This window comes from Formosa haliotis (assembly GCF_001685485.1).
Taxonomy (GTDB): domain Bacteria; phylum Bacteroidota; class Bacteroidia; order Flavobacteriales; family Flavobacteriaceae; genus Formosa; species Formosa haliotis.
In genome coordinates this window covers 2,624,158-2,647,080 of record NZ_BDEL01000001.1, presented here as the reverse complement: position 1 = coordinate 2,647,080, position 22,923 = coordinate 2,624,158, and the positions used below count along the sequence as shown (strand labels likewise).

Sequence of the window (22,923 nt, the reverse complement as noted above, 5' to 3'; positions counted from 1 at the left end):
ATGATGAAAAATTACATCTTCTTAATGTTAATGGCAATGTGCGTTGAATTTTCGGCTCAAAACATTCAAAGATTAAGCCCAACAGATGATACTTATGCCGATGGAGGAAAGTCCACAGAAATTTTGGGGAATACCCAATCACAGCAAATGTGGGTTAAAACAGGTTCTTCTGCCGCTTTTACAAGAATGGGATTTATCAAATTTGATATTTCGGGCCTTAGTCTAGCCGACGTAGGTACTGCAAAACTAAGATTGTATTGTTATGATACACAGAGCACAGATATGATGATTAGTGCTTTTAATATTGATGAAACATGGAGCGAAAGTACGCTTACTTGGGACAATCAACCGGTTATGATTTCGCCATCGGTTCGCAGCCAAAAAGTAGAAGAAAATGCTTATGTAGAATGGCAAATAACCAGATTGGTCCAAGATGCCGTCACCTTAGGGAAAACCAGCATCTCTTTAGGTTTGTCCGATGAAAATGGAGATAATAAATTGGCGCGTTTTTACACCAAGGAATCTACAGATCCTAATAAACCGCAATTGTATATAAGCGATGAAATTGAAGATTACCAAGCATTGGGCACAATTGAAGATGCCATGGTAGTTGGTGGCAGCAATGCGAATACTAATTACGGAACAGACACAGGTATTCAAGTAAAAGCGGGCTCTTCCAACAATTCTTTTGTTAAAAAAGGACTTTTGAAATTTGACTTAAATCAAATTGATGTCAATAAAGTAAGTACCGTAGGAACTGCAAGATTAAGATTATATTTTACAAGCTCTAACAATTCCACGCCCGATTTAGATTTATCCATTTTGCCTGTTGAAAATACATGGGATGAGGAAACTGTCACTTGGAATTCCTATCCTGCTTTTATCGATACAAATCCACTCCGGACTACGGAAGTTTTACCTGGTGAATTGAATAAGTATTATGAATGGGATATTTCTGCTTATGTCATAGCAAAATTGGCAGAAGCAGGAGACGGTGGTGTTTTATCATTGACTGTTTTAGATCTTGCTGGTGATAATAACGGATTGACCTTTTACAGTAAAGAAGCTGCCAATTTCCATCCTATGTTGGAGTTGTTGGAAGAACCCACCAATGTGTCACCACCAAGTACTGCCATTACTGGTATTCACTATTTAGATTTCTTGAATGGCGACGATGCTAATAATGGAAATAGCCCTGCAACAGCATGGAAAACTTTATCAAAACTGAATGCATCTACTTTTGGAGCAGGCGCAAGAATATTGTTTAAAACAGGACAATCGTGGACAGGAACTTTAAAATTAAAAGGTTCGGGTGAAGCTGGCAACCCAATTGTTGTTGCAAGTTATGGGAAAGGAGCTAAACCAATCATTCATGGTGCAGGAGCATCAGAAACCATTCATTTAGATGGCAATGAATATGTAGAAATAAGAAATTTAGAAATCACCAATTATAATCCAGCTGAAGAAGGGGGTATTTCCATGGAAGCTTGGGAAGCCAAAAACATAACGGATTGGTTTGATAATCCAACAGCTGGTTATGATTTAACGCCAAACACCAATAAAGTAGGAGTAAGGGTCAATGCGCAAGATCTAGGAGAAGTAAATCATATCCATTTGGTTAATTTGGATATTCATGGTATCAATGGTGATAATGAAGATAAAAATAACGGTGGCATCTATATGGAAATCACAGGCAGCATAGTGCCAACTTATTACAATGATTTTTTGGTAGAAGGCTGTCATATATACGATGTGGACAGAACGGGGATGTCCAATGTAAGTACTTGGGATGATAGAACCTTAACCAACAATGGAAACTGGACACCAACCTTGAATTTTATTGTAAGAAATAATGTTTTTGAAAGATCGGGTGCCAATGCCCTAATTCTTAGAAATGCCAAAGATCCAATTATAGAGTATAACTTGTTTCATCAATGTGCTGTAAAGGGCTCAGGTAATGCGGCTTTTAATTTTAATACCGATGGGTGCGTTTTTCAATATAACGAAGCTCGTTTTACCAAAGGGAACATTGGAGATGAAGATGCTGGCGGATTGGATAGTGACTTTAGAACCAAAAACACCATCCTCCAATATAATTATGTGCATGACAACGCTTATGGTATGTTGGCAACAGGTGGGGGGTTTTCAACATCTTTTAACGATAATACAATTTTTAGATACAACGTTATTGAACGTGATGGTTTGGTAGCTCGTGAAAACGGGGAGAAATTTGCGTTTAAGTTGTCCGGAAAAATAACCAATACAACATTCCATAACAACGTTATTTATTTATCGGCAGAACAAACAGGGGTTGATGTGATGTTTCATAAACAATGGTCAGGAAAACCAGCTAATACAAAATACTATAATAATATTTATTACCTAGAAGGAAGCAACCATGGGTATGATGTAAGCGCAAGTACCGGAAATACGTTTTCCAATAACCTGTTTTATAAAGCTGGTACTAATATAACAGTGCCAAGCGGTAACAATAGCATAACAACAGATCCTTTATTTGTAGCTGTTAATGCTGGTCCGCAAGGTTACAAGCTTAAAGCAGGTTCGCCAGCCATAGGTTCAGGGTTGGAGATTGCAGGAAATACTTCCGTAGGGTATTTTGGAAATCCTATTCCTGCAACAGGCGCTATCGATAGGGGGATACATCGATTTAGTACCATGAATACCAGTAATACACCAGGTGGCTTTTCAAAAGATGAATTTGATGTGTATTTATTGATTGGACAATCCAATATGGCTGGACGTGGCGAAATTGGTACTTTGGACGAAGCACCATTGACCAATGCTTATTTATTTAATGATGCAGATGGTTGGGAAAATGCCGAAACGCCTCTAAATAAATATTCAACGGTAGGAAAAGATATTTCTAATCAAAAATTAAATCCCGGTTATGTGTTTGCAAGAAAATTGACGGAATATACCAATAGAGGTATTGGTTTGGTTGTAAATGCTAGGGGAGGCACTAAAATTGAACTTTGGGAAAAAGGTTACTCTGGTGCAGATGATATGGATTTATATGAAGAAGCCGTTGCCCGTTTATTGGAAGCCAAAAAGGCAGGTGTTTTTAAAGGAATTTTATGGCACCAAGGTGAATCCAACCAAAACTCAAGTAGTGGTTACATGGCCAAATTGAAACAATTGGTAATGGATTTAAGAGCTGATTTAGGCGAAAACGCCTTTTTTGTTGCCGGTGAAATCAATAAATGGCGTCCGGAATCTGAGCCTATAAATACGGTTATCAGTAGTATTTCCAACGATATCAATCAAGCAAGCTATATCAAATCAGACGATTTGGCACCTATAAATGGTGATTTGACCGATCCACATTTTGATACCTTCAGCCAACGTATTTTAGGAGGGCTTTATGCCGATGAAATTCTTAAAAATGTTTACAACATGAGTCCAGGTGTTGCAACGTTGTATTCCCAATGTGATTACGAAGGGTATGCCGTAAGTTTAAGAACAGGAATTTATAATTTGGAAGAACTGGAAAAAAGAGGTGTTATTGATAATGATATTCGTTCCCTAAAATTAGATGCTGGTTACGAAGTTTTATTGTTCACAGAACAGCAAACAGGACAATCAGAATTAATCAGTACTTCTAATGATTGTTTGTCTGGTATTACAGCAAATGACGTGTCTTTTGTGGTTGTAGGAGAAACGGGCAGCACAAGTAGTATGCTTTCTACAAACGATGTTATTAAAAAGTTTGGTGGGGTAATTATCAGTCCGAATCCAGCAAAAAAAAAAATAAAGATAATTTTTTCATTAAACGCTTCGGTAGCTAGTATTTCGAAAGTACAAATTATCGATTTACAAGGTAGAGTTATTAATTTGGATACTAAAAATAGTATTACAACCCATAACACCATAGAGTTTGATTTGAACCATTTAGACTTAGCTTCAGGACTTTATGTTGTAAAATTGGTAACGCCAGACTATAGTTTTAATAAAAAGTTGATTATCAAATAAATTCCTTGAAAAATGAATTTCAAACACCCATTTTGTCTTGTTGTTTTATTTTTTTTCACGTCTGTAGTTTGTGCACAATTAAAATTACCAGCTATTTTTTCAGACCAAATGGTATTGCAGCAAAAAGGCATTGTGCCTATTTGGGGTTGGGCAACCCCTAGAGAAACGATTCGTATTTCTAATAATTGGTCTACCGAAAAAGTAAGTGTAGTCACAGGACAAGATGGTATTTGGAGAACCAGTATCTCAACGGCAAAGGCAGGTGGACCGTTCAAATTAAAAGTAAAATCTTCCAAACAAACTATTATTTTAAAGGATGTATTATTAGGAGAAGTTTGGGTCTGTTCTGGACAATCCAATATGGGATTCACATTAGGTTCTAGCTTAAATGGAAAAGAAGAGGTTGCTAAAGCCTATTATCCAAACATTCGTTATTTGGATGTAGAGCGTCAAATAAGCGACACGCCTTTAATGGATTTGCCAGGTTCAAAATGGACGGCGGTACATCCCAATAATGCTGATAAGTACACAGCTGTTGGTGTGTTTTTTGCAGAAAAATTACAAAAAGCATTACATGTGCCAGTTGGTATTATTGAAGTAGCTTGGGGTGGTACGGCAGCCGATAACTGGACACCCAAAGAAGTTCTAGAAAACGACCCTAAATTGAATATTGCTTTAAAACGCTACCAAGAATGGCAAGCAGATTTTAAAATGGATTCTATTGGGTATTATGCACAACTGGAAGCCAAAAAAAATGGGGTTATTGACAAAACTCCAGAAATGCCAACTTCCTTGTTTATAAAAGCCAGACCGCACAGAGCTCCCAGTACTTTGTACAACGGACTGATAAATCCGTTAACCAATTTTGGCATCAAAGGTGTACTTTGGTATCAAGGAGAAACCAATAGAAAATGGCACGATGAATATGCCTATTTGTTTGAAGCTATGATTGCCAGTTGGAGAAAAGCCTGGAAAAAAGAGTTGCCATTTTATTTTGTTCAAATAGCGCCCTTTAAAGGGAGTATAGATGAGGTTTCTGCCATTATGGAAGCTCAATTACAAGTTTACAGAAAAATTGAAAATACAGGCATGGTGGTTACTATGGACGTTGGGAATATTGATGATATTCATCCTACGAATAAAAAACCAGTAGGAGAACGCTTAGCAAACTGGGCATTATCTAAAAGTTATGATTTTAAAGAAATCACCGTTTCTGGCCCTTTGTTTAATGGCACCCAAATAAAAGATGATAAGTTATATGTTAAGTTCGATTTTGCTGAATCTGGTTTGAAATCGGAAGGGCAACCAAAAGGTTTTGAAATCGTAGAATTTAAAAATAACGGGACACAAAATGCACCCCAAACAATATTTCCTAAAATTGAAAATGAACTGTTAGTTTTCGATATAAAGAATATTGAAAAACCGTTTATTCTACGCTACGGATGGGCGGATAAATGGAATATGCAAATGTGTTCAACAATGCTGGTTTACCTGCATCCTCATTTAGAGTTTTGATTAAATAAAAAATAAATTAGTGCAATGAAAAAATTAAAATCACTTAGTTTACTTGCCATTGGTTTTGTTACCGTGATGTTGTCAGCGCAAAACGTCAGGAACACTTATACCATAAATTCAGATTGGCAATTCCATAAAGGGGATGTTTCAACTCAAGTGAGTTCTGAAAATAATAATGATTGGGAATCGGTTTCTATTCCTCATACATGGAATGCCGAAGATGCTTTTGATGATACCCCAGATTATTATCGAGATATGGGTGTATATAAAAAATCGATTTTTTTCTCAGAAAAAGATAAAAATAAATCCATTCAAATATATTTTGAAGGGGCAAATCAAGAAACTGAAGTATTTGTAAACGGAACGTCCGTAGGTTTGCATATTGGTGGTTATACGGCTTTTTCTTTCGCTATTACAGAACAGATAAATTTTGGTAAAGCTAACGACATCGTTGTAAAAGTAACCAATAAGTTTAATGAAGATATTCCAACATTAACAGGAGATTTTACGTTTTTTGGAGGTATTTATCGTGATGTTTATATTCAAAAAATGAATCCTGTGCATTTCGAAGATGGTCATTATACCGCAAAGAATGTTCTAATTAGTACACCAAAGGTTACCAAAGAAAATGCGTCCATTCTATTTAAAGGACAAGTAACAAACGAAACCGCTTCAAAAATAGAAATTGAAGTAGTGCAATCTGTTAGAAACGCAGGCAAACAAGTTGTAAAAGAAATAAAGACCGCTTATCGTTTAAAATCAAACGAAACTATAGCCTTTGAACAAAATATTTCAGAGTTTAAAAATCCTAATCTTTGGTCGCCAGATAATCCATATTTATATGAAGTCATTACGAAAATTGTAGATATAAAGACTAAAAAGTTTTAGATGAAACGGTAAATTCATTAGGGTTTCGTTGGTATAAATTTGATGCCGATAAGGGCTTCTTTATTAACGATAAGCACTATAAATTAATTGGTACTTGTCGTCATCAAGATTTTGAAGGGCTTGGAAATGCAGTACCTGATGTTTTAGCAGTAGATGATGTGCAGCATTTGAAAGCTATGGGCGGTAATTTTTTGCGTATTGCACATTATCCGCAAGATCCTGTTGTCATGGAAACCTGTGATCGTTTGGGTATTATAACTACTGTTGAAATTCCAGTCCTAAATTACATCACAGAATCTGATGGTTTTGTTCTCAACAGTATTGAAATGGCAAAAGAAATGGTAGTTCAAAATTATAATCATCCCAGTTTAGTATCGTGGGCATATATGAACGAAGTGTTGCTGCGACCTAGATATAAAGGAGAACCAGAAAAGCAAAAACCGTATTTTGCAAGTATTACTCAATTAGCAAAAGATATTGAAAAGGTTATTCGCGAGATGGATCCATACCGTTATACCATGATTCCAAATCACGGAAATTTTTCATTATATACTAAAACGGAACTGACTGAAATCCCAATGATTGTCGGTTGGAATTTGTACTCAGGTTGGTATGGCAGTAAATTTGAAGGCTTTGATCGTTTTTTAGATGGCTACCACGAAAAATTAAAGAAACCTGTAATCGTTACAGAATATGGAGCAGGAGCAGACCCAAGAGTACGGTCGTTAACACCAGAACGTTTTGACTTTAGTTTAGAATATCAAGTAACGTATCATACACATTATATAAAAGCCATTTTAGAACGTGATTTTGTTGCCGGTGTAAACATCTGGAATTTAGCCGATTTTGGTTCGGAAACACGTCATGATACCAATCCTTTTATTAATAGTAAAGGCGTGATGACTTTGGATAGAAAACCAAAAGACAGTTACTATTTATACCAAGCATTTCTTATAAACGAACCATTTATAGCCATTGGTTCTAAACTTTGGGAACATAGATCTGGCTTTACAGATACTGAAAATGGCACTATTTCCACACAGCCAATTAGTGTGTTTACAAATCAGAAAAGTGCTATTTTATACCTTAACGGAAAATCTTTAGGAGAGCGAATAGCTAATGAAGATAAAACATTAGTTTGGGATGTGCCTTTTGTAAAAGGTGAAAATTTATTGGAAGTCGTTTCTGAAAATAATGGTGAAACAACTAAAGATTTCCATCGATTAGATTTCAATTTGATTGCGAAAAACCTAGATAGTAAAGCCGTACCGTTTGAATCTGTTCGAATTAGCTTAGGCTCTAAACGTTATTTTTTAGATGATCTAACTAAAGAAATATGGTTGCCAGCGCAGGGCTTTACCGATGAAAAAGGAAGTTGGGGCATTGTAGGTGGGGATTATTTTATAATGAAAAACACATCACGTCAAAAATATGGTACCGATCAAAATATAAAGAATACCAATAACGATCCTATTTTTCAAACGGCACAAGTGGGGCTTGAAGCATTTAAGATGCAAGTGCCTGATGGTTTTTATGAATTGACCTTACACTTTGCAGAATTGATTTCAGATAAAGAAAAAATAGAACTCGCTTATAATTTAGATTCTAATTCTGAAAAAGAAGACTTAAATAGCGATAGAGTATTTGATGTTTTGATAAACGGAAAAGTAATTCTTGAAAATTTCAATTTAGCGAAAGATTATGGTACTGAAAAAGCAGTATCAATCAAAATCAAACAATTAATTGAGAATAAAGAAGGTGTTACCATTTCCTTTAAAGCCATAAAAGGGGAACCCATTTTAAATGCCGTTGAACTTAGAAAGGTATATTAAGGACAAATAAGTGTGTGAAAAATTTTCCTGTATTTTTAAAATTGTGTTGTTTTTATTTCTCTCTTTACGTTTTAACAAAGACACATCAACGACTTGGATTTGCAACATAAAAACAGGATAATTAGTTGAATGATTTAACCACTAGTTGGTTATTCATATCAAATTCAAATTCTTTAATGGTTGTACCTCACAAAGTGTGTAAAGTTTAAATATCGGGGGTTAAAAGCTCTCGATATTTTTTTTGTATAATTTTAAATTTTATACACTTATGAAGAAAAAAGATTTTCTAAACGACAACTTTTTAAAACAGTTCAAAACAGGAGAAGAACAGATCTCCTTTTTAAAATCCATCCAAAAGCGAGGTGTTGAAAAGATGCATGAATGCCAGCTTGATGTACATCTAGATTATGATAAACATCAACAATCCGATATTAGCAATACCCGTAATGGCTATGCTTCCAAAAAGATAAAAACGGCATTAGACGAGACTTATATTAAAGTTACCAAAGACCGAGAAGCCTCTTTTAACCCTATGCTAGTTCCTAAACTCACTAACATGGTCGATGGCATAGAAAATGTGATTATCAGTATTTGTGCTAAGGGTATGAGTAATTCTGATGTCGAAGGACAAATCCGTGAGGTCTATGATTTTGATATGTCTACATTCACCATATCACGCATCACGGATAAAGTTACCAATTAAACTGTTGCTCTGTAGAACAGACCATCGGAACCCGTATATCTGATCACTTGGATGCACGGTATTGTGTTCAAGGTTCGGGAGAACTCCAGATTATCCACAAAACCATGTAAATTGACTTAGGACTGCGCAGGGACGGCAAAAAGGAAGTCTTGGGACTTTGGCTTGGTAAAAATGAGCTGGTAGCCTTTTGGATAAGTGTCTTAACCGATATAAAGGCTAGAGGTGTATAACCGCCACAGACAATCTCAACGGTTTTACAGAAACCATCAAAAACGTTTTTCCAGAATCCAAGACCCAAATCTACATGGTACACCAAATTAAAAACACCTGTATATACGTGGTATGGAAGGAGAAAAGAGAATTTACAAAGGATAGGAAAACCCCTACGATGCAACTGCCAAAAGCGCAGCAAAAGCCGCTCTGGAGGACTTTGCTTAGAAATGGGAAATAAGTACTCTTATGCTACTAAAAGCTGAAGGGGCAACAGGGAGGAGCTGACCGCTTTCTACGAATTTCCTTTAGAAATTAGAAAAGTTATTTACACCACAAACCTTATTGAAAACCTTAATGGGAAAATCAGGAAATATACCAAAAACAAGCTCCATTACCGACTGACGAAGCTGTAATTAAGTCCACTTTTTTAGCTCTTAGAGAGGCTACAAAAAAATGTTCGATGTCTATTAGAAATTGGGGCATTATTTTAAATTGGTTTTTGACCTATATTTGAAAAAAAGGTTCAGCTTTAATTAAGCCAAACCCTCGATTTATAATTTACACACTTTTAGGGATAGTGTCCAATAAAACCTCACAAGCATCGTCAAGAACAGTGTTGTCTAAAGTTTTTAAATAAGCTTGAGTTACTGCCAAGTTCTGATGTCCTAGAGATTCACTAATAATATCTGTGGCAATACCTTTTTGTTTTAGACAATTTGCAAAACTATGTCTTGCAACATAGCTGCTAAGGGGTTTACTTATATTGCATAATTTTGCAATTTCTTTCAAATCTTTATTGTATTTTTTTAATGTTTTACTCTTTCTATTTTCTAATTGTGTAGGCGTGTAATTTTCCCGATAGAGAATAGGGAAGACATACTTGGTATGAGTATTATATGGAGCGAAATAATCTAAAATTTCTTGTACAGGAGGTAGAACTTTTACTATAAAGTTTCCTTTAGTTTTGGATCTAGTGTAAATTATTCTGTCACCAGTTACATCGCTATGTTTCAACTTCATCATATCGGCGAAGTTCATTCCTCTAGTGTAAAAACTAAAGACAAAATAATTTCTACTATATTGTAAATTCTGCCTGTCCTTTAAATCTAGGTTTACAATCTTTAATACTTCAGTTAAATCTAATGTTTTTTTTATACCTTTTCCTTTAAGTTTAGAGATTTTATATGATTTAAAGGGATAGTAATCTTCTTTTATAAGGTTTCTAGCAATTGCCATGTTATATACGGCCCTAATTGCTCTCATGCGAACAGCAATACCACCATCAGTTCCTCCCCTGGACCTAAGAAATACTTCATATTTATTAAGAAAAACAGTGGAGACTTCCCTAAAGGTTAGTGATTTCCTTTTGTGAAATAATTTAATTGATTGGCTTGTTTCTTTATTTACTCTTGCGTTTCCTGTTCGACCTGCGGTTAACATTTCATCTATTATCTCATTCCAAAATGTGAATACATTTCTCTGGATTGGATTTTCTATTATCCTATAATATTTTTCAAAATCTTCTAGAGTAAAGTTTTCTTGTTCAATTTCTAATTGACCATAAACTTTCAAAGCACGATCCTTAAATTTAAGGAGTAATCTATTGTTTTGAATATAGCTGGAGTTTCGTTTGTTAAATGTTCCTGTTGCTTCATTCCATTCGCTCGGGAGAGTTGTAAAGATTGTCTTAAAGTATTTAGTTCTTCTATTTTTTGTGACACGAAGGCATATCGGAAATGTTCCATCGGTGAGAGGTTTTTTTCTTAAAACAGTTTTAATAGAAGCCATAATAGTTTATAATGGGTACAACATAGGTACAACAAATTGCCTATTAAAGATACTAAATATGAAATTAGATACAAACTAAAATACTATAAAGTGTTGATTATCAGTGTTGATGATAATTAATGAAACCAATTGATACACAAATCTTTCTAACTCATAATCAGGTGGTCCCTGGTTCGAGCCCAGGTGGGACCACCGAAAACCTCTCAAACACCCAGTGTTTGGGGGGTTTTTCTTTTTTAGGGTGGCAGAAAGGGTGGCAGTTTTATTTTTATGGTTCATTCTTGTTAAAATAATAGTGTGTAGGTTATGATGTTTTTCTATTAAACTTAAAAACAGATACTTGTGCTGTTTTTGTAGTGTAGATTATCTTTAAATTTGGCTGTTTTATTCCTTAGAAACTGTTTAATATAACATAATTTATTGTTTCTTGATTTTTAATGAAAATCATTAAATTTCCTGTATAATTTTTTATGCTTGTTAAATTAATTTCAAATTTATAGTGGCACATTCTTTTAGTCACAAATAAGTATTCTTCTTTCTTAAATTTATTATTTAGACCATTACGGGATAGGTTGGTTTTCTATCATCAGGGGTAGATGGTTTACTGTAGGTGTTTTTTATATTTAACCTTATAGCAATAACTTCTGTAGACTAAATTGTAAACTATGACTTTGATAAATGCAACGTATTACCCACTATACTTCTTAAAATTCTCTGCCTGCTCAAAAATTTCTTTATACACTTCGTCTTTATCAATAGGAGGGTAGCCATTTTCTGCAAGTAGAATTATTAAGTCTACTTTTAATTCAGCTTTAATATCTGCACGTTGGTTCCAGTCGGTGTATTTTGCTTTGTCGTCAACGACCACTTTTACTTTTTTTGATAAGCTGATTAATTTATCTTCAGGGTAATCGAAATCATATTTTATACAAAGCGATTTTAAAATATCATAAAAGGCTTTCTCTTCAAAATCGATTCCTAAATCTGAAAAGGATTCTTTTTCTTTTACCAACTCGTGATATAAATTGATGATTTCATCTGTAAAATCTTCTAAAACTTCACTCTGTAATACATCCGCTTTACGTTCATTATAACTATCAACTAAGGTTTTCATTTTTTTAGAAAATCAATGGCCTTCGTTTTATTCACTTTTTTAAATTCACCAATCGCCTTAGATAATAGCTGTTGGAGTAATTTTATTTTAGTATTCGGTAGTTTAATCTTATTAATTTTGTTTAAATAATCGGCATCAAAAATGTCTACCTGAGCATCTTTTCCATCACCTAGTTTAAATAGTTCTTCTACACCATCACTCTTTATAGCTTCTCGCACCATTTCACGCACTCTAGCATTCATTTGAGCGGTGTCTGGAGTATCACCTTTAGTCAGTTTAAAAACGATAGAACGAATGGCTAAATAAAAATGAATCTGGTCACGTTCAGACTCTTCAAATTCTTCACTCCCACAGCAAATATCGTAAGCCGATTTTAAACGTTTTACTAATCCCATAAAGCGTTTCTCTTGTTGTTCAGTTAGCTGTACAAATTCGGCAGCTCTATTCAGGCAATCTAATTGTTTTAAGGATTCCCCAGTAAAATACGGAGCGCTATCAAACGTGTGGAATAGTCTGGCTAATAGATCTAATTGATCTTTAGCGATGGTAACCGACTTAGCGATGTCTTCAAAATTAGTACTGTCGACTTGTGAATACTGTTTTAACGCTTTATTCATCGCGCTTTTAATTCCGATATAATCGACAACCAAACCTTTTGACTTCCCCGAGTACTTCCTGTTAACTCTAGAAATCGTTTGTATTAAATTATGCTGTTGTATTGGTTTGTCTATGTATATGGTATCTAAGAAAGGCACATCGAAACCTGTTAGCCACATATCTACAACTATGGCTATTTTAAAATTAGATTTCTCATTTTTAAATTGTCGGTCTAATTCCTTTCGATCGTCCTTGGTACCTAAGGCATTATACATGGCTTCAGGATCGTCCTTGCCACGGGTCATAATCATTTGAACACGCGCCATAGGTTTAATTTCCTTCTGTTCCTTTTCAGTAAGCTCTGCACCTTCTTCACAGGTCTTTACAACCGCCCATTCTGGACGTAAAGCAATTATTTCTTTATACACTTCAAAGGCAATGGGTCTGCTACTGCATACAAATAAAGCCTTACCTTTTACGGTGGCGCCTTCTTCAATACGTTTTTCGTAATGTTTTACAAAATCTTCTGCAACTGCCTTTATGCGTTCTGGATCACCAATAATAACATTCATATTGGCAGATGCTTTTTTGCTTTCTTCTATTTGATATTCATTGGCGCCTTCATCTGCAACCTGACGGTAATATTCCTCAATTTCATATAGTTTACTGTTTTTTAAAACCACTTTTGCAGCACGTCCTTCATAAACGATACGCACCGTAATTTCATCTTTTACAGATTCTGTCATGGTGTACGAATCTATAATATCACCAAACACATCTAAAGTAGCATCAATTGGCGTTCCAGTAAATCCTACATAGGTGGCATTTGGTAACGAATCGTGTAAATATTTAGCGAAACCATAGGTTTTTTCAACCCCAGTTTCGGTGACTTTTATTTTTTGATCTAAATTGATTTGACTTCTATGCGCTTCATCCGAAATACAAATCACATTTGTGCGTTCGGTTAACAGCTCTGTGTCTTCAGAAAACTTATGAATAGTCGTTAATAATACACCACCACTTTTTCTACCTTGCAATAATGCTCTTAGCTCTTTTCTACTTTCAACACTTATCACATTCTGGTCGCCAATAAACCCTTTCGCATTTGTAAATTGAGCCGATAATTGGTCGTCTAAATCGGTTCTGTCAGTTATTAATATAATGGTTGGACTTGAAAAGTGTACCCCTTTCATGAGTAGCCGTGTTAGAAATAACATGGTATAACTTTTACCACATCCTGTGGCTCCAAAATAGGTGCCACCTTTTCCGTCGCCTTCAGGTTTTTGGTGCCGCTTAATATTTTCTACGAGTTTACTCGCTGCATAATATTGAGGATAACGACATACAATTTTTTCTTCTCTTTTAGAGCTGTCAGGAATGAAAATAAAATTCTTTATAACTTGTCGTAAATCGGTTTGATTAAACAAGCCTTTAATCATAGACAGCATGCTGTTTATACCATCGGTTTCTTTTTTATCTACAAAAAAGTGTCTATCAGATTCTGCTCGCCAGGCATAAAAGAATTCGTAAGGCGCAAAAAACGAACCAGATTTACTATTTACGCCATCACTAATTATACAGAAGGCATTGTATTTAAACAGCTCTGGAATATCGCGTTTGTAACGTGTTGTTAGTTGTACATAAGCATCATGAATAGCAGTGTTATTGCGAATAGCACTTTTAAATTCAAACACCACTAATGGCAAACCGTTGATGTATAAAATGCCATCTGGAATACGCTTTTCGTAACCCGTTATTTCTAACTGATTAACTATTTTATAAGTATTGTTGTTATGTTCTGAATAATCAATTAGATAAATCCACACATCTTTTTTAGAACGATCTTCACGTTTTAGAGCAAATCCATCAGACACCATTTTCATGATGGCTTTGTTGCTTTCATACAAATCGGAAGCAGAACAAATTTCCAATTGCCTAATGATCTGGTTAACTTCAGACTCTGTTAAATGGTCGTTTTTATATTGACTGAGCAAGAAGGCTTTTAAATCGTCTTTAAGCAGAACCTCTTGGTCGGTTCTTTGTATAGAACCTCCTAACACGTGTGGAATACCTTGCTGCCCCAATAATTCAATAAAGGCTTGCTCTAATTGTGCTTCTGTAAATTTCATTGGTTTACAATTTAATTTCTTTTAATCGGTGCGCTATAGTTAGTAACGATTGCAATACCTCTTTTTCCTCAGGCAAATCACCATAGACTAACATTCTAAATTCATGAGAATAGCTTGTTTTTAACTGACTCCATACCTGTTCTGTATCTGAAAAAATTAGTGCTTTAAAAATAGGATAATCTAACCATGTATTTTCCGATTTAAAACTTAAGCGATCATCTTCCTTTACCTGTGTTAACATTTCAATAAAAGCTTCACTTTTAAAAAATACCTGCACAGTTTCTAAATTCATTAATTGATGAATATCGTAAGCGTGTCTTATTTTATCTTTTAATTGCTGAATTGCATTTAAACCATAAGAAAACCGAACCAAACTCATAATTTTTTCACAAAAGGTTCTCGTTACATCCATCACATTCACTTGAAATGGCATCAAATCATATGCCTGTGCTAAATCATTTTGATTCACAGCCACCATCATTTCTCCAATATATGAATTTATATATTGGGTGTGGTAAGGCTCGAATCGTCCTAGATAACTTGCCTCTAAAACAATAACATCCCGAACTTGTCCTAATTTACCTTTAAACACTTTAGGATATTGGTGTACGGTTTTACGTAGCATCCCTTTTTTATTCGTTAAGCCTTCCATATAAATTTCAGGTAAAATAGACTCAATAACTTTACTTGGCTTTTTAACCTTCCGCTCCATTTTACTAGTGGTATCAGTTTCCTTCCGCACCATAACTAAGTCTACATCTTCAGAAAATCTCTGGATAATATCGAAACATTTGCTCAAGGCAGTTCCTCCTTTAAAAACTGTTTCTGCTCCTATAGGTTGCTTAAATATTTGGTATAAAGTTAACGTTACCCAATAATCTTTTTCCACATAAATATCTGCTATACCCATACGTTGTGCGGTTGCACGAATAGATTGATCAAATAATTTTTTGTTTTGGTGTAGCTTCATACAATATTCCAGTTATTCGTTGTGTGTACTATCTGTTCTAGATCTTCTATTTTATACGTGGTAATTGGGTTTAATGACGCTTTTAAAGTTTGTAAATGCTCTGTGTACCCTAATTGCTCTAACATGGCACCTAATAGCGCTCTAGTAGACGGCGGGTATTTTAACGCCAATCTTATTATAGTTTTAATATCTTCTGCCGATTTTTCTTTTAAAATAGCCATAAAGCGTAAACAAGCTTTTGCAACAGTAGTATCTGGAATTTTCTTTATATACTTAATCGCATCTAAGAGTTGTAATAGGGGAATACTATCTTTAGTAATCGTATTTTTTTGGCGTATAAATGCAATTTTATAATGTGCGCGTTTAAAAGCGGGTCTTACCTCATTTTTACCTATTTGAATGGTGTTACTTACTTGGGTTGTTAAACCTAATTGATTATACACACTCAAACCTGTTAAGTAGCCTATAAGCTTATTGTTGTCTTCTAGTAAATCTTTAACCACTTGATATTGCTCTGGAGCTAGGGTTCCAAATACACTCTGTTCGGGCTTGAAATATTTCCCTTTAGAGAGCTTGGCTATTTTGCCACTAGCAACCATTCTGTTTAATGCTTTTACAGCAGCTTGTTTGCTTTTCACCTCATGCATAAAATCCTCATAGGTGAACACATACCCTTTAGGAAGTTTATTTATTATATTTACAATGGTATCAGTGTCTTTCATAATATAAGTAATATTTACAAATATAACAAAATGTCCAGTTTATTAATTAAAAAACTGGACATTTTTAGTTTGAAACATGAGTTATTTCTTGTTGCCCCAATAATGCTATAAAAACGGAGATCTGTGTTTTATATCCATTGCTTCCATCAATTCTACTCGTGAATACATCTTATTTTCCATCTCAGAAATAAGTGTTTTGAACTTGGTCGCTGACTTAGTCGTTGACTTGGTCGTTAGTTGTTGTATTTGGAAAGGTTGTGCGTAAAAAAGGTTCCGAAAACTTAAAACAACTCCGGTCGTAAGACTCCAATATTACAGGTGTCAAGCCGTGTAATTTTCGTTTTTAAACGGTCTTTAATTTTAAGCGTATCACCATCCAAATCGTTAACGCCTAGAATCGCACCGGTTTTATCTATACCAATATAAATAATACCTCCCTCATTGTAATTTAGAAAAGCAATAACTTCCTTTTCTATATCTACATCTTTGGTGAGCTCTCTTTTATGTTCTATGCGGTTGGTTTCGGCCATATTCTTTATGATGCTTGTAATCTTGTTGCTGTGGCTATTCTTTTCTCTTCATAAATATCTGCAAAATAATAGCGTTGATCCATAGCGTATAGTAAGTTTTTTAAATCAACTTCACTTTTTATCTCAACTTGATCATTGGAAATATCTAAACCTGCATTTTCTTTTGCATAAATTACAAGTGCATCTTGTTTACTTTTAGATAAATTTTCATATTTTACTTTAACATCCGCAATTCTTTTCCTGTTAAGGGTTCCTACTTTTTTATCATCAAATCCATTTAAAAGTATAAAAGGAATCGCTAAAAAACCAATAACTTCTTCTTCTGTAGCTTCACGGTGTAACTCTGCTATTCCTTTAAAAATTGGCTTTAATTTACTTAAATCTCTAAACACAAGTTTATCTTCATTAAGAAAATAAATAGCGTCTGAAGTTTCTCGAATTTCAATTTGCTTTTTCTGTTCGGTTATAATTGGTTCACCTGAATAATCAAGAAACGTTTTTCGGTTGATAAATTTAGATGAAGTAATTCGTTGTATATGGACTTGGTTGCCTTGATAAATCAATAAAAAATTAATATCATTATACTGATTATTTTCAATTTGATTTAATGATGCTTGAGAAAATGTTTGTTTCAATTCTTCAATAAAAAAAGGCTCTGTTGAAAAATTGGTTAAAGTGAACCATTCATCTTCGTTTAATTTATGATTGGGATCATAAGGAATCTCTTCCTCTTCATCATTAGTAAGATTATGTATAATATTATCCTTCTTAGACAAGATACTTTTAAACTCATTTTTCAATTTTGCAGTTAGATAATTCATAGTTTATATTTCAATAAATGTATAATCGTTAATTCTTCGAACTTTGATTTCCACGATCGTCTTAGGTGACTTTAATTTTTGTTTACTAATAAGCATTATTTTGATATTGTCTTCTATTAGTACATAATAGAATGTGTAGCCGAATATTAGAAAAACTGGATTGAAATAAGACACTCTAGATACAAACGTAAAAACAATTGTAATCCCAAAAACAATATAAAAAGTCAAACCATCACTGACACTCAATGCTACAAAAAAGAAAGCTAAATAATTTGATAAAAAATCGTTATTAGAGACTTCAATAGATTTTATTCCTTTAATATTCGATTCCGATAATTTCTTAGAAAAAAACAATGCTATAAGAGCTAAAATGAAAGGTATTAAAACATAAACACCACTCATTAAAAATTCAAAATATGACAAGCATAAAAAGTTTATCGGAAATATTTTGTTTTTTATAAGATAAATAATCACAAAAAATGACACCGAACTAAATGTTAAAAAAAGTCTGAGTAAAAAATTCATAATTATTTATTTTATAGTTAGGCCTCTGCTGTTTTAGTTTCTGCTTTTGACATTTTAGAAAGAAGTAAATCTTTGATTTTTATCAAACATAAATTTTCATAATAATTAATCTCAATTTGCTTATAAATAGGATTAACTTTTAAATCAAATTCTTTTATTAAAAAAAAATCTGGATATTCTACTTCAAATTCCTTTAAATCACCTAAAAGTAAATTTGACTGTGAGGTACCTTTTCCGAGCTCAATTATTTCTTTCATTCGATTTTTAAGTAAGCAGTAAAGAAAAAAACTAGTAGTAACATTTTCTTTAGGTTTTATTACTGCAACACTTTTTTGAAAAGTACTTTTGTATGTCTTTGGATTATTTGGTGCTAGGCACATTCTTCCAATAGTAGCTCCGGTATTTACCAAGCAAATATCATATGGTTGCAAATTTGTTCTTCTATGAGTTTCATCAAAATCCTTTTTGGTTATTTCTCGAGAATTTTCATATACCAAAAAATCCCTTACATCCTTAGCGCTTAAGAAATAGTATCCTGAATTATACTCGTCTTTACAATTACCATGTTTTCCATCCGTAATTAAACTTGTTATAGATGCTAAATTAGAACTCTTTAAGACGATGTCTTTTTCTACAAACCAATGTTTATACAAAGCTTGGGCTGTTTCTTCTAGTTTTTGGTTTAGGGTTTCGTTTAGTTTTATACGATTTACAATGGTATTGTATTCGGCTACGATTTCACGTTGTTTTTCTATCGATGGGATGGGGAGTTCTACCTCCTGCATTTCATCCCAATCAAAAAACTCATGAGCACTTCCATGTGATTTATAACGTGCATAACGATCAAAATCAGGTCTTTGAAACCACATCATTAAGTATTCAGAATTTAGAATATTTTCATCCTTAGATTTAAAAATTCTGTAAGATGGTGAAACGATACAATCTTTTCCACGCCTTAAAGCAATAGAAATTTTGTCTCCATTTCTAGTTGTTGCTCTGTTAAACGCAAACTGTCCCGTTCTAACCACCCTATACTTTGATAAATCTACTCCTATTGTATTCGTTTTTGCCTTCTGAAAATATTTTCGATTACTTATTCCTTGAAGTGTTTTAATAATATTACCGTCATTTTTTTCATTACAAGGTTCTAAATAATCTCCTAATCGTTTATAATTTAATTTCATAACCCAATGCTTTAAAAACGTTAAGTAATTCGGTTTTAGATTTGGCTTCTTCTTTTAACAGTTCTGAAAACTCGGTTTGAAGGGCTTTCATTTTATCATCGAAGTCGATATTTTCATCGCGGTTAACAAATTCAATATATTTACTTGGCACTAAGGAATAATCTTTTTTAACCACATCTTCTAGAGATGCCGAGCAGCAATATTCTGGAATGTCTTGATAATCGGTGTCTTTCTGCTGCCAATCGTGATAGGTTTTACTAATTTCTGCTATATGGGTTTCAGAAAACTGAATGAATTTCTTTTCGAAGGGTTCGCCGATTTGTCTCAAATCCATAAACAAAATTTCGTCTTGTCTATTTCGGTAATGTTTTACTACATCGTTAAGTGCTACGGTGCGTTCTTTTTTATTTTTATTAATTACCCAGATAGTAACACTGATATCAGTCGTATAAAACATACTTCCAGGTAAAATGACTATGGCTTCTATGAGTCCGTTTTCAATAAGTTTTTTTCTAATTTTATACTCTTCTCCACCACCAGAAAGAGCCCCATTAGAAAGTACAAATCCTGCCACACCGTTGTCGGATAATTTAGAGACCATGTTTAAAATCCACCCATAATTGGCGTTTCCTGTTTGTGGCACATCGTAGCCTTTCCAACGTGGGTCGTCTAATAGCTCATCACTAGCGCGCCAATCTTTTTGGTTAAAAGGCGGATTTGCCATAATATAATCGGCTTTTAAATCGGGATGCTGGTCTTTACCAAACGTATCGGCTGGTACGGCTCCTAAATTGGCGGCAATACCACGAATGGCTAAGTTCATTTTGGCTAGTTTATAAGTGGTAGCCGTGTATTCTTGTCCGTAAATAGAAATCTCTTTTTTATCGCCATGATGGTTTTCTATAAACTTCATAGACTGTACAAACATACCTCCAGAACCGCAAGCAGGATCGTAAATAACCCCTTTGTAGGGTTCAATCATTTCTGCTATAAGGTTTACAATACTTTTAGGGGTGTAGAATTCGCCTTTTCCTTTACCTTCGGCTAAAGCAAATTTGCTTAAAAAATACTCGTACACACGGCCTACAATATCTTGCTCTTTATCTTTTAAGGTATCGATATTGTTTACGGTATCGAGTAAAGCTGCCAATTTACTCACATCCATATTTAGACGTGAAAAATAATTATCGGGCAAAGCACCTTTTAACGACGGATTATTTTTTTCGGTAGTATGTAATGCGGTATCTATAATTAAAGCAATATTATCTTGCTTAGAGTTTTTAATAATATAGCTCCAACGGGAGGCTTCTGGAAGGAAAAACGCATTTTTCATGGTGTAAAACTCCACCATGTCTAAAAACTGTTCTTTGCCTTCGTTTATAAGTTCTTGCCTGCGTTCTTCGAACTTATCGCTGGCAAATTTTAAGAAGATTAAACTTAAAACAACGTGTTTGTATTCCGAACTTTCTACAGTTCCTCTTAGTTTGTTGGCTGAATCCCAAAGGGTTTCTTCCATCGATTTTTGCTTTTTAGCAGCAGCTTTTTTAGCCATGTATAAGGATGTGGTATTTTGATAAGGTTACAATCCTTAAAAATAGTGAATCAATACCATATAGTATTGCGGTTTTCCGTAAAAAAGGAAAGTAATTGGGGTTAATTTGATTCCGTAATATCCGGAGCAGTTTTTAGGATACAAATTTTTTATAAAAGTCAGTCTACAATCTTTTGGGATCATTTAATTGTTTAAGAACGAGAACAAACTAAGTGGATGGTTTATCGTTTAAGTGTTGTTTTTTACAGTGAAATGGGAAGTGAGGTTTTAAAACCTAAAAATGGATCTTTTGCACCTTCCTTCTTTATAAATATTCCGAGATTAACCGTCGTCTCTTCTTTTTTATTTTTTGCCAGAAAATACAAACCACCACCATATGTGTAAATTGGTGAAAATTCTTTAGAAATTTCAATATTACCAAATAAGTCAATCGAAATATTTTTTTGTATTCCTATTAATAATTCACTTGAGAAATTATGCTGTTTAAAAGTTTTATAATTTCCTTTATAAGCTGTTCTAGTTGTAGAAACCTCTCTTATTATGTTATTTTCCTCAATTTGCTCATAATCAGTAATTTCAATTTTTTCAAATTTATTAATGTTATTTCCATCCTTGAATTCATAGTTTACTGTAAAAAAGACGTAATGAGGTCTTACCTTGTCTTTCCAATAAATATTATCCTTTATCCATTTTCCATAATAATTATATCCTATACTCCCAGAACCCTTAGAGTATTTTTCACTAAATAGTTGCTCATCGAAAGGCTTTGTTATATCAAAAATTTGATATTTAGCATTCGTATAATTTATTTCAAAAGACATCCAATGATATTTTTTAAACGTCCAATTATGAATTTTATTTTTTTCATTTTCTTCAATAATTTGGTAGTAAAGTAGTTTCTTTTCATCCTTCATCAAGGAGTCATTAGCTATAATAATTTTTTTTATATTATTTTTCTCTGTTTTACTCGACTTATTAAAGTACCAAGTTTTATTCATAATCCAATTATATTGGACAGATAAATCAATCAAAGGCATTTTAGATTTTCCCAAATCTAAAAAATTTGTACTTTCTCCTATCTTTATTTGTCCTGAAATTAAGTGCATAAATTTGTCGTTTTTATTTAAATAATTTGGAGCTATAAGAAATTTAGCTGAAACGCTAGTTTCATTTTTGTCAAAATTAGTTGTAATTGAATTATTTATACTTTTTTCATCATTACCTACCAATGAACTAAAATCTTGCTTTACTGCAGTATAAAACTCTTTTTTTGTTAGAGGAACTGAATCCTTGTGTAATATGTTGTTGTCTTCTTGAGCAAATACAATACTTGTCATAAATATGGTGAGAAGTTGAGTAAGTTTTTTCATAATTAAATTTTTAAAATTATATGTACGTTTTATGTAATTTATAAATTGAACAATCAACATATATATTAGAGTATTGTTAATTGGTGTAAAGCACTAATATTTCATTACTTAGGTAAAGTAAAATATAAAAGGCATAAAAAAAATACCCACTATTAGGTATTTTTAAAAGTCTATCTTTAACGCAAATTCCTTGATTTTATGTAAAAACAAATCATTCTAAATTTACACTTGAAAATATCCATTATCATAGTGAACTAGATTAGGAAACCTGTGATGGTATATATTTAGTAATTTAAATTTCATTTAATAATTAATAAAAATGGAAGTATATTTAGTCATTCAAATTACAAATATGGAAGAAAATCAAGCGAACGTAACGTTAATGCTGTAGGCAGAAATGGAGTTTGGTCGCTTCCCGTTTTTCTCGGGAATTAGCGAGCAAGTGGAGTAGAAGTTGGAAGCCTTGACGTTGTGTTCGAG

At 33.6% G+C, this 22,923-nt stretch carries 13 protein-coding genes and 3 pseudogenes; 6 read left to right on the top strand and 10 right to left on the bottom strand.

The genetic code is table 11. The annotated features are described in order from the left end of the window. The first annotated feature begins 3 nt into the window (after positions 1-3). From A9D35_RS10955 to A9D35_RS10940, 6 genes and pseudogenes are all read left to right on the top strand, one after another. Positions 4-3,990: a CBM96 family carbohydrate-binding protein gene (locus tag A9D35_RS10955; protein WP_066222920.1), complete on the top strand. Its 3,987-nt coding sequence runs from the start codon at positions 4-6 to the stop codon at positions 3,988-3,990. A gap of 12 nt (positions 3,991-4,002) precedes the next feature. Then, entirely contained in the window at positions 4,003-5,505 is a 1,503-nt protein-coding gene (locus A9D35_RS10950) for a sialate O-acetylesterase (protein ID WP_066222916.1), read from the top strand. 24 nt (positions 5,506-5,529) lie between these two features. Then, a complete protein-coding gene (locus A9D35_RS18395; RefSeq protein WP_083191677.1) occupies positions 5,530-6,393 on the top strand; it encodes a sugar-binding domain-containing protein in 864 nt (287 codons plus the stop codon). A gap of 59 nt (positions 6,394-6,452) precedes the next feature. Further along, a pseudogene (locus A9D35_RS19470) lies at positions 6,453-7,586 on the top strand (glycoside hydrolase family 2 TIM barrel-domain containing protein); the annotation flags it as partial. A gap of 213 nt (positions 7,587-7,799) precedes the next feature. Then, positions 7,800-8,225, top strand: a complete 426-nt coding sequence (locus A9D35_RS19465) for a malectin domain-containing carbohydrate-binding protein (protein WP_262487506.1) — start codon at positions 7,800-7,802, stop codon at positions 8,223-8,225. 268 nt (positions 8,226-8,493) lie between these two features. Next, positions 8,494-9,674 (top strand): annotated as a pseudogene (locus A9D35_RS10940) (IS256 family transposase). A 25-nt stretch (positions 9,675-9,699) separates the two neighbouring features. Here the strand turns inward: A9D35_RS10940 and A9D35_RS10935 are convergent. From A9D35_RS10935 to A9D35_RS10890, 10 genes and pseudogenes are all read right to left on the bottom strand, one after another. After that, a complete protein-coding gene (locus tag A9D35_RS10935) occupies positions 9,700-10,929 on the bottom strand; it encodes a site-specific integrase (protein ID WP_066222914.1) in 1,230 nt (409 codons plus the stop codon). Positions 10,930-11,617: 688 nt separating this feature from the next. Continuing rightward, positions 11,618-14,769, bottom strand: a pseudogene (locus tag A9D35_RS10930) (type I restriction endonuclease subunit R). A gap of 4 nt (positions 14,770-14,773) precedes the next feature. Further along, positions 14,774-15,739: a nucleotidyl transferase AbiEii/AbiGii toxin family protein gene (locus A9D35_RS10925; protein WP_066222911.1), complete on the bottom strand. Its 966-nt coding sequence runs from the start codon at positions 15,737-15,739 to the stop codon at positions 14,774-14,776. After that, entirely contained in the window at positions 15,736-16,461 is a 726-nt protein-coding gene (locus A9D35_RS10920; protein ID WP_066222908.1) for a type IV toxin-antitoxin system AbiEi family antitoxin domain-containing protein, read from the bottom strand. The genes A9D35_RS10925 and A9D35_RS10920 overlap by 4 nt, the downstream gene beginning before the upstream one ends. A gap of 281 nt (positions 16,462-16,742) precedes the next feature. Further along, positions 16,743-16,991, bottom strand: coding sequence for an AlbA family DNA-binding domain-containing protein (locus A9D35_RS10915; protein WP_066222905.1), 249 nt, complete (start codon positions 16,989-16,991; stop codon positions 16,743-16,745). 5 nt (positions 16,992-16,996) lie between these two features. Then, positions 16,997-17,812, bottom strand: a complete 816-nt coding sequence (locus A9D35_RS10910) for a hypothetical protein (protein ID WP_066222902.1) — start codon at positions 17,810-17,812, stop codon at positions 16,997-16,999. Positions 17,813-17,815: 3 nt separating this feature from the next. Then, positions 17,816-18,337, bottom strand: coding sequence for a KwaA family protein (locus A9D35_RS19825; RefSeq protein ID WP_501161662.1), 522 nt, complete (start codon positions 18,335-18,337; stop codon positions 17,816-17,818). A gap of 17 nt (positions 18,338-18,354) precedes the next feature. Beyond that, positions 18,355-19,521, bottom strand: coding sequence for a restriction endonuclease subunit S (locus A9D35_RS18695; protein WP_066222898.1), 1,167 nt, complete (start codon positions 19,519-19,521; stop codon positions 18,355-18,357). Next, a complete protein-coding gene (locus A9D35_RS10895) occupies positions 19,505-21,073 on the bottom strand; it encodes a type I restriction-modification system subunit M (RefSeq protein WP_066222895.1) in 1,569 nt (522 codons plus the stop codon). The genes A9D35_RS18695 and A9D35_RS10895 overlap by 17 nt, the downstream gene beginning before the upstream one ends. A gap of 242 nt (positions 21,074-21,315) precedes the next feature. Further along, entirely contained in the window at positions 21,316-22,443 is a 1,128-nt protein-coding gene (locus A9D35_RS10890; RefSeq protein ID WP_066222892.1) for a hypothetical protein, read from the bottom strand. Positions 22,444-22,923: the final 480 nt, after the last annotated feature.

Coding starts and splice junctions, on each gene's coding strand:
- A9D35_RS10925 (WP_066222911.1), bottom strand. CDS start 15,739: ATGAAGCTACACCAAAACAAAAAATTATTTGATCAATCTATTCGTGCA.
- A9D35_RS10955 (WP_066222920.1), top strand. CDS start 4: ATGAAAAATTACATCTTCTTAATGTTAATGGCAATGTGCGTTGAATTT.
- A9D35_RS10890 (WP_066222892.1), bottom strand. CDS start 22,443: ATGAAAAAACTTACTCAACTTCTCACCATATTTATGACAAGTATTGTA.
- A9D35_RS10915 (WP_066222905.1), bottom strand. CDS start 16,991: ATGGCCGAAACCAACCGCATAGAACATAAAAGAGAGCTCACCAAAGAT.
- A9D35_RS10920 (WP_066222908.1), bottom strand. CDS start 16,461: ATGAAAGACACTGATACCATTGTAAATATAATAAATAAACTTCCTAAA.
- A9D35_RS19825 (WP_501161662.1), bottom strand. CDS start 18,337: ATGAATTTTTTACTCAGACTTTTTTTAACATTTAGTTCGGTGTCATTT.
- A9D35_RS18395 (WP_083191677.1), top strand. CDS start 5,530: ATGAAAAAATTAAAATCACTTAGTTTACTTGCCATTGGTTTTGTTACC.
- A9D35_RS10895 (WP_066222895.1), bottom strand. CDS start 21,073: ATGGCTAAAAAAGCTGCTGCTAAAAAGCAAAAATCGATGGAAGAAACC.
- A9D35_RS10950 (WP_066222916.1), top strand. CDS start 4,003: ATGAATTTCAAACACCCATTTTGTCTTGTTGTTTTATTTTTTTTCACG.
- A9D35_RS19465 (WP_262487506.1), top strand. CDS start 7,800: ATGAAAAACACATCACGTCAAAAATATGGTACCGATCAAAATATAAAG.
- A9D35_RS18695 (WP_066222898.1), bottom strand. CDS start 19,521: ATGAAATTAAATTATAAACGATTAGGAGATTATTTAGAACCTTGTAAT.
- A9D35_RS10935 (WP_066222914.1), bottom strand. CDS start 10,929: ATGGCTTCTATTAAAACTGTTTTAAGAAAAAAACCTCTCACCGATGGA.
- A9D35_RS10910 (WP_066222902.1), bottom strand. CDS start 17,812: ATGAATTATCTAACTGCAAAATTGAAAAATGAGTTTAAAAGTATCTTG.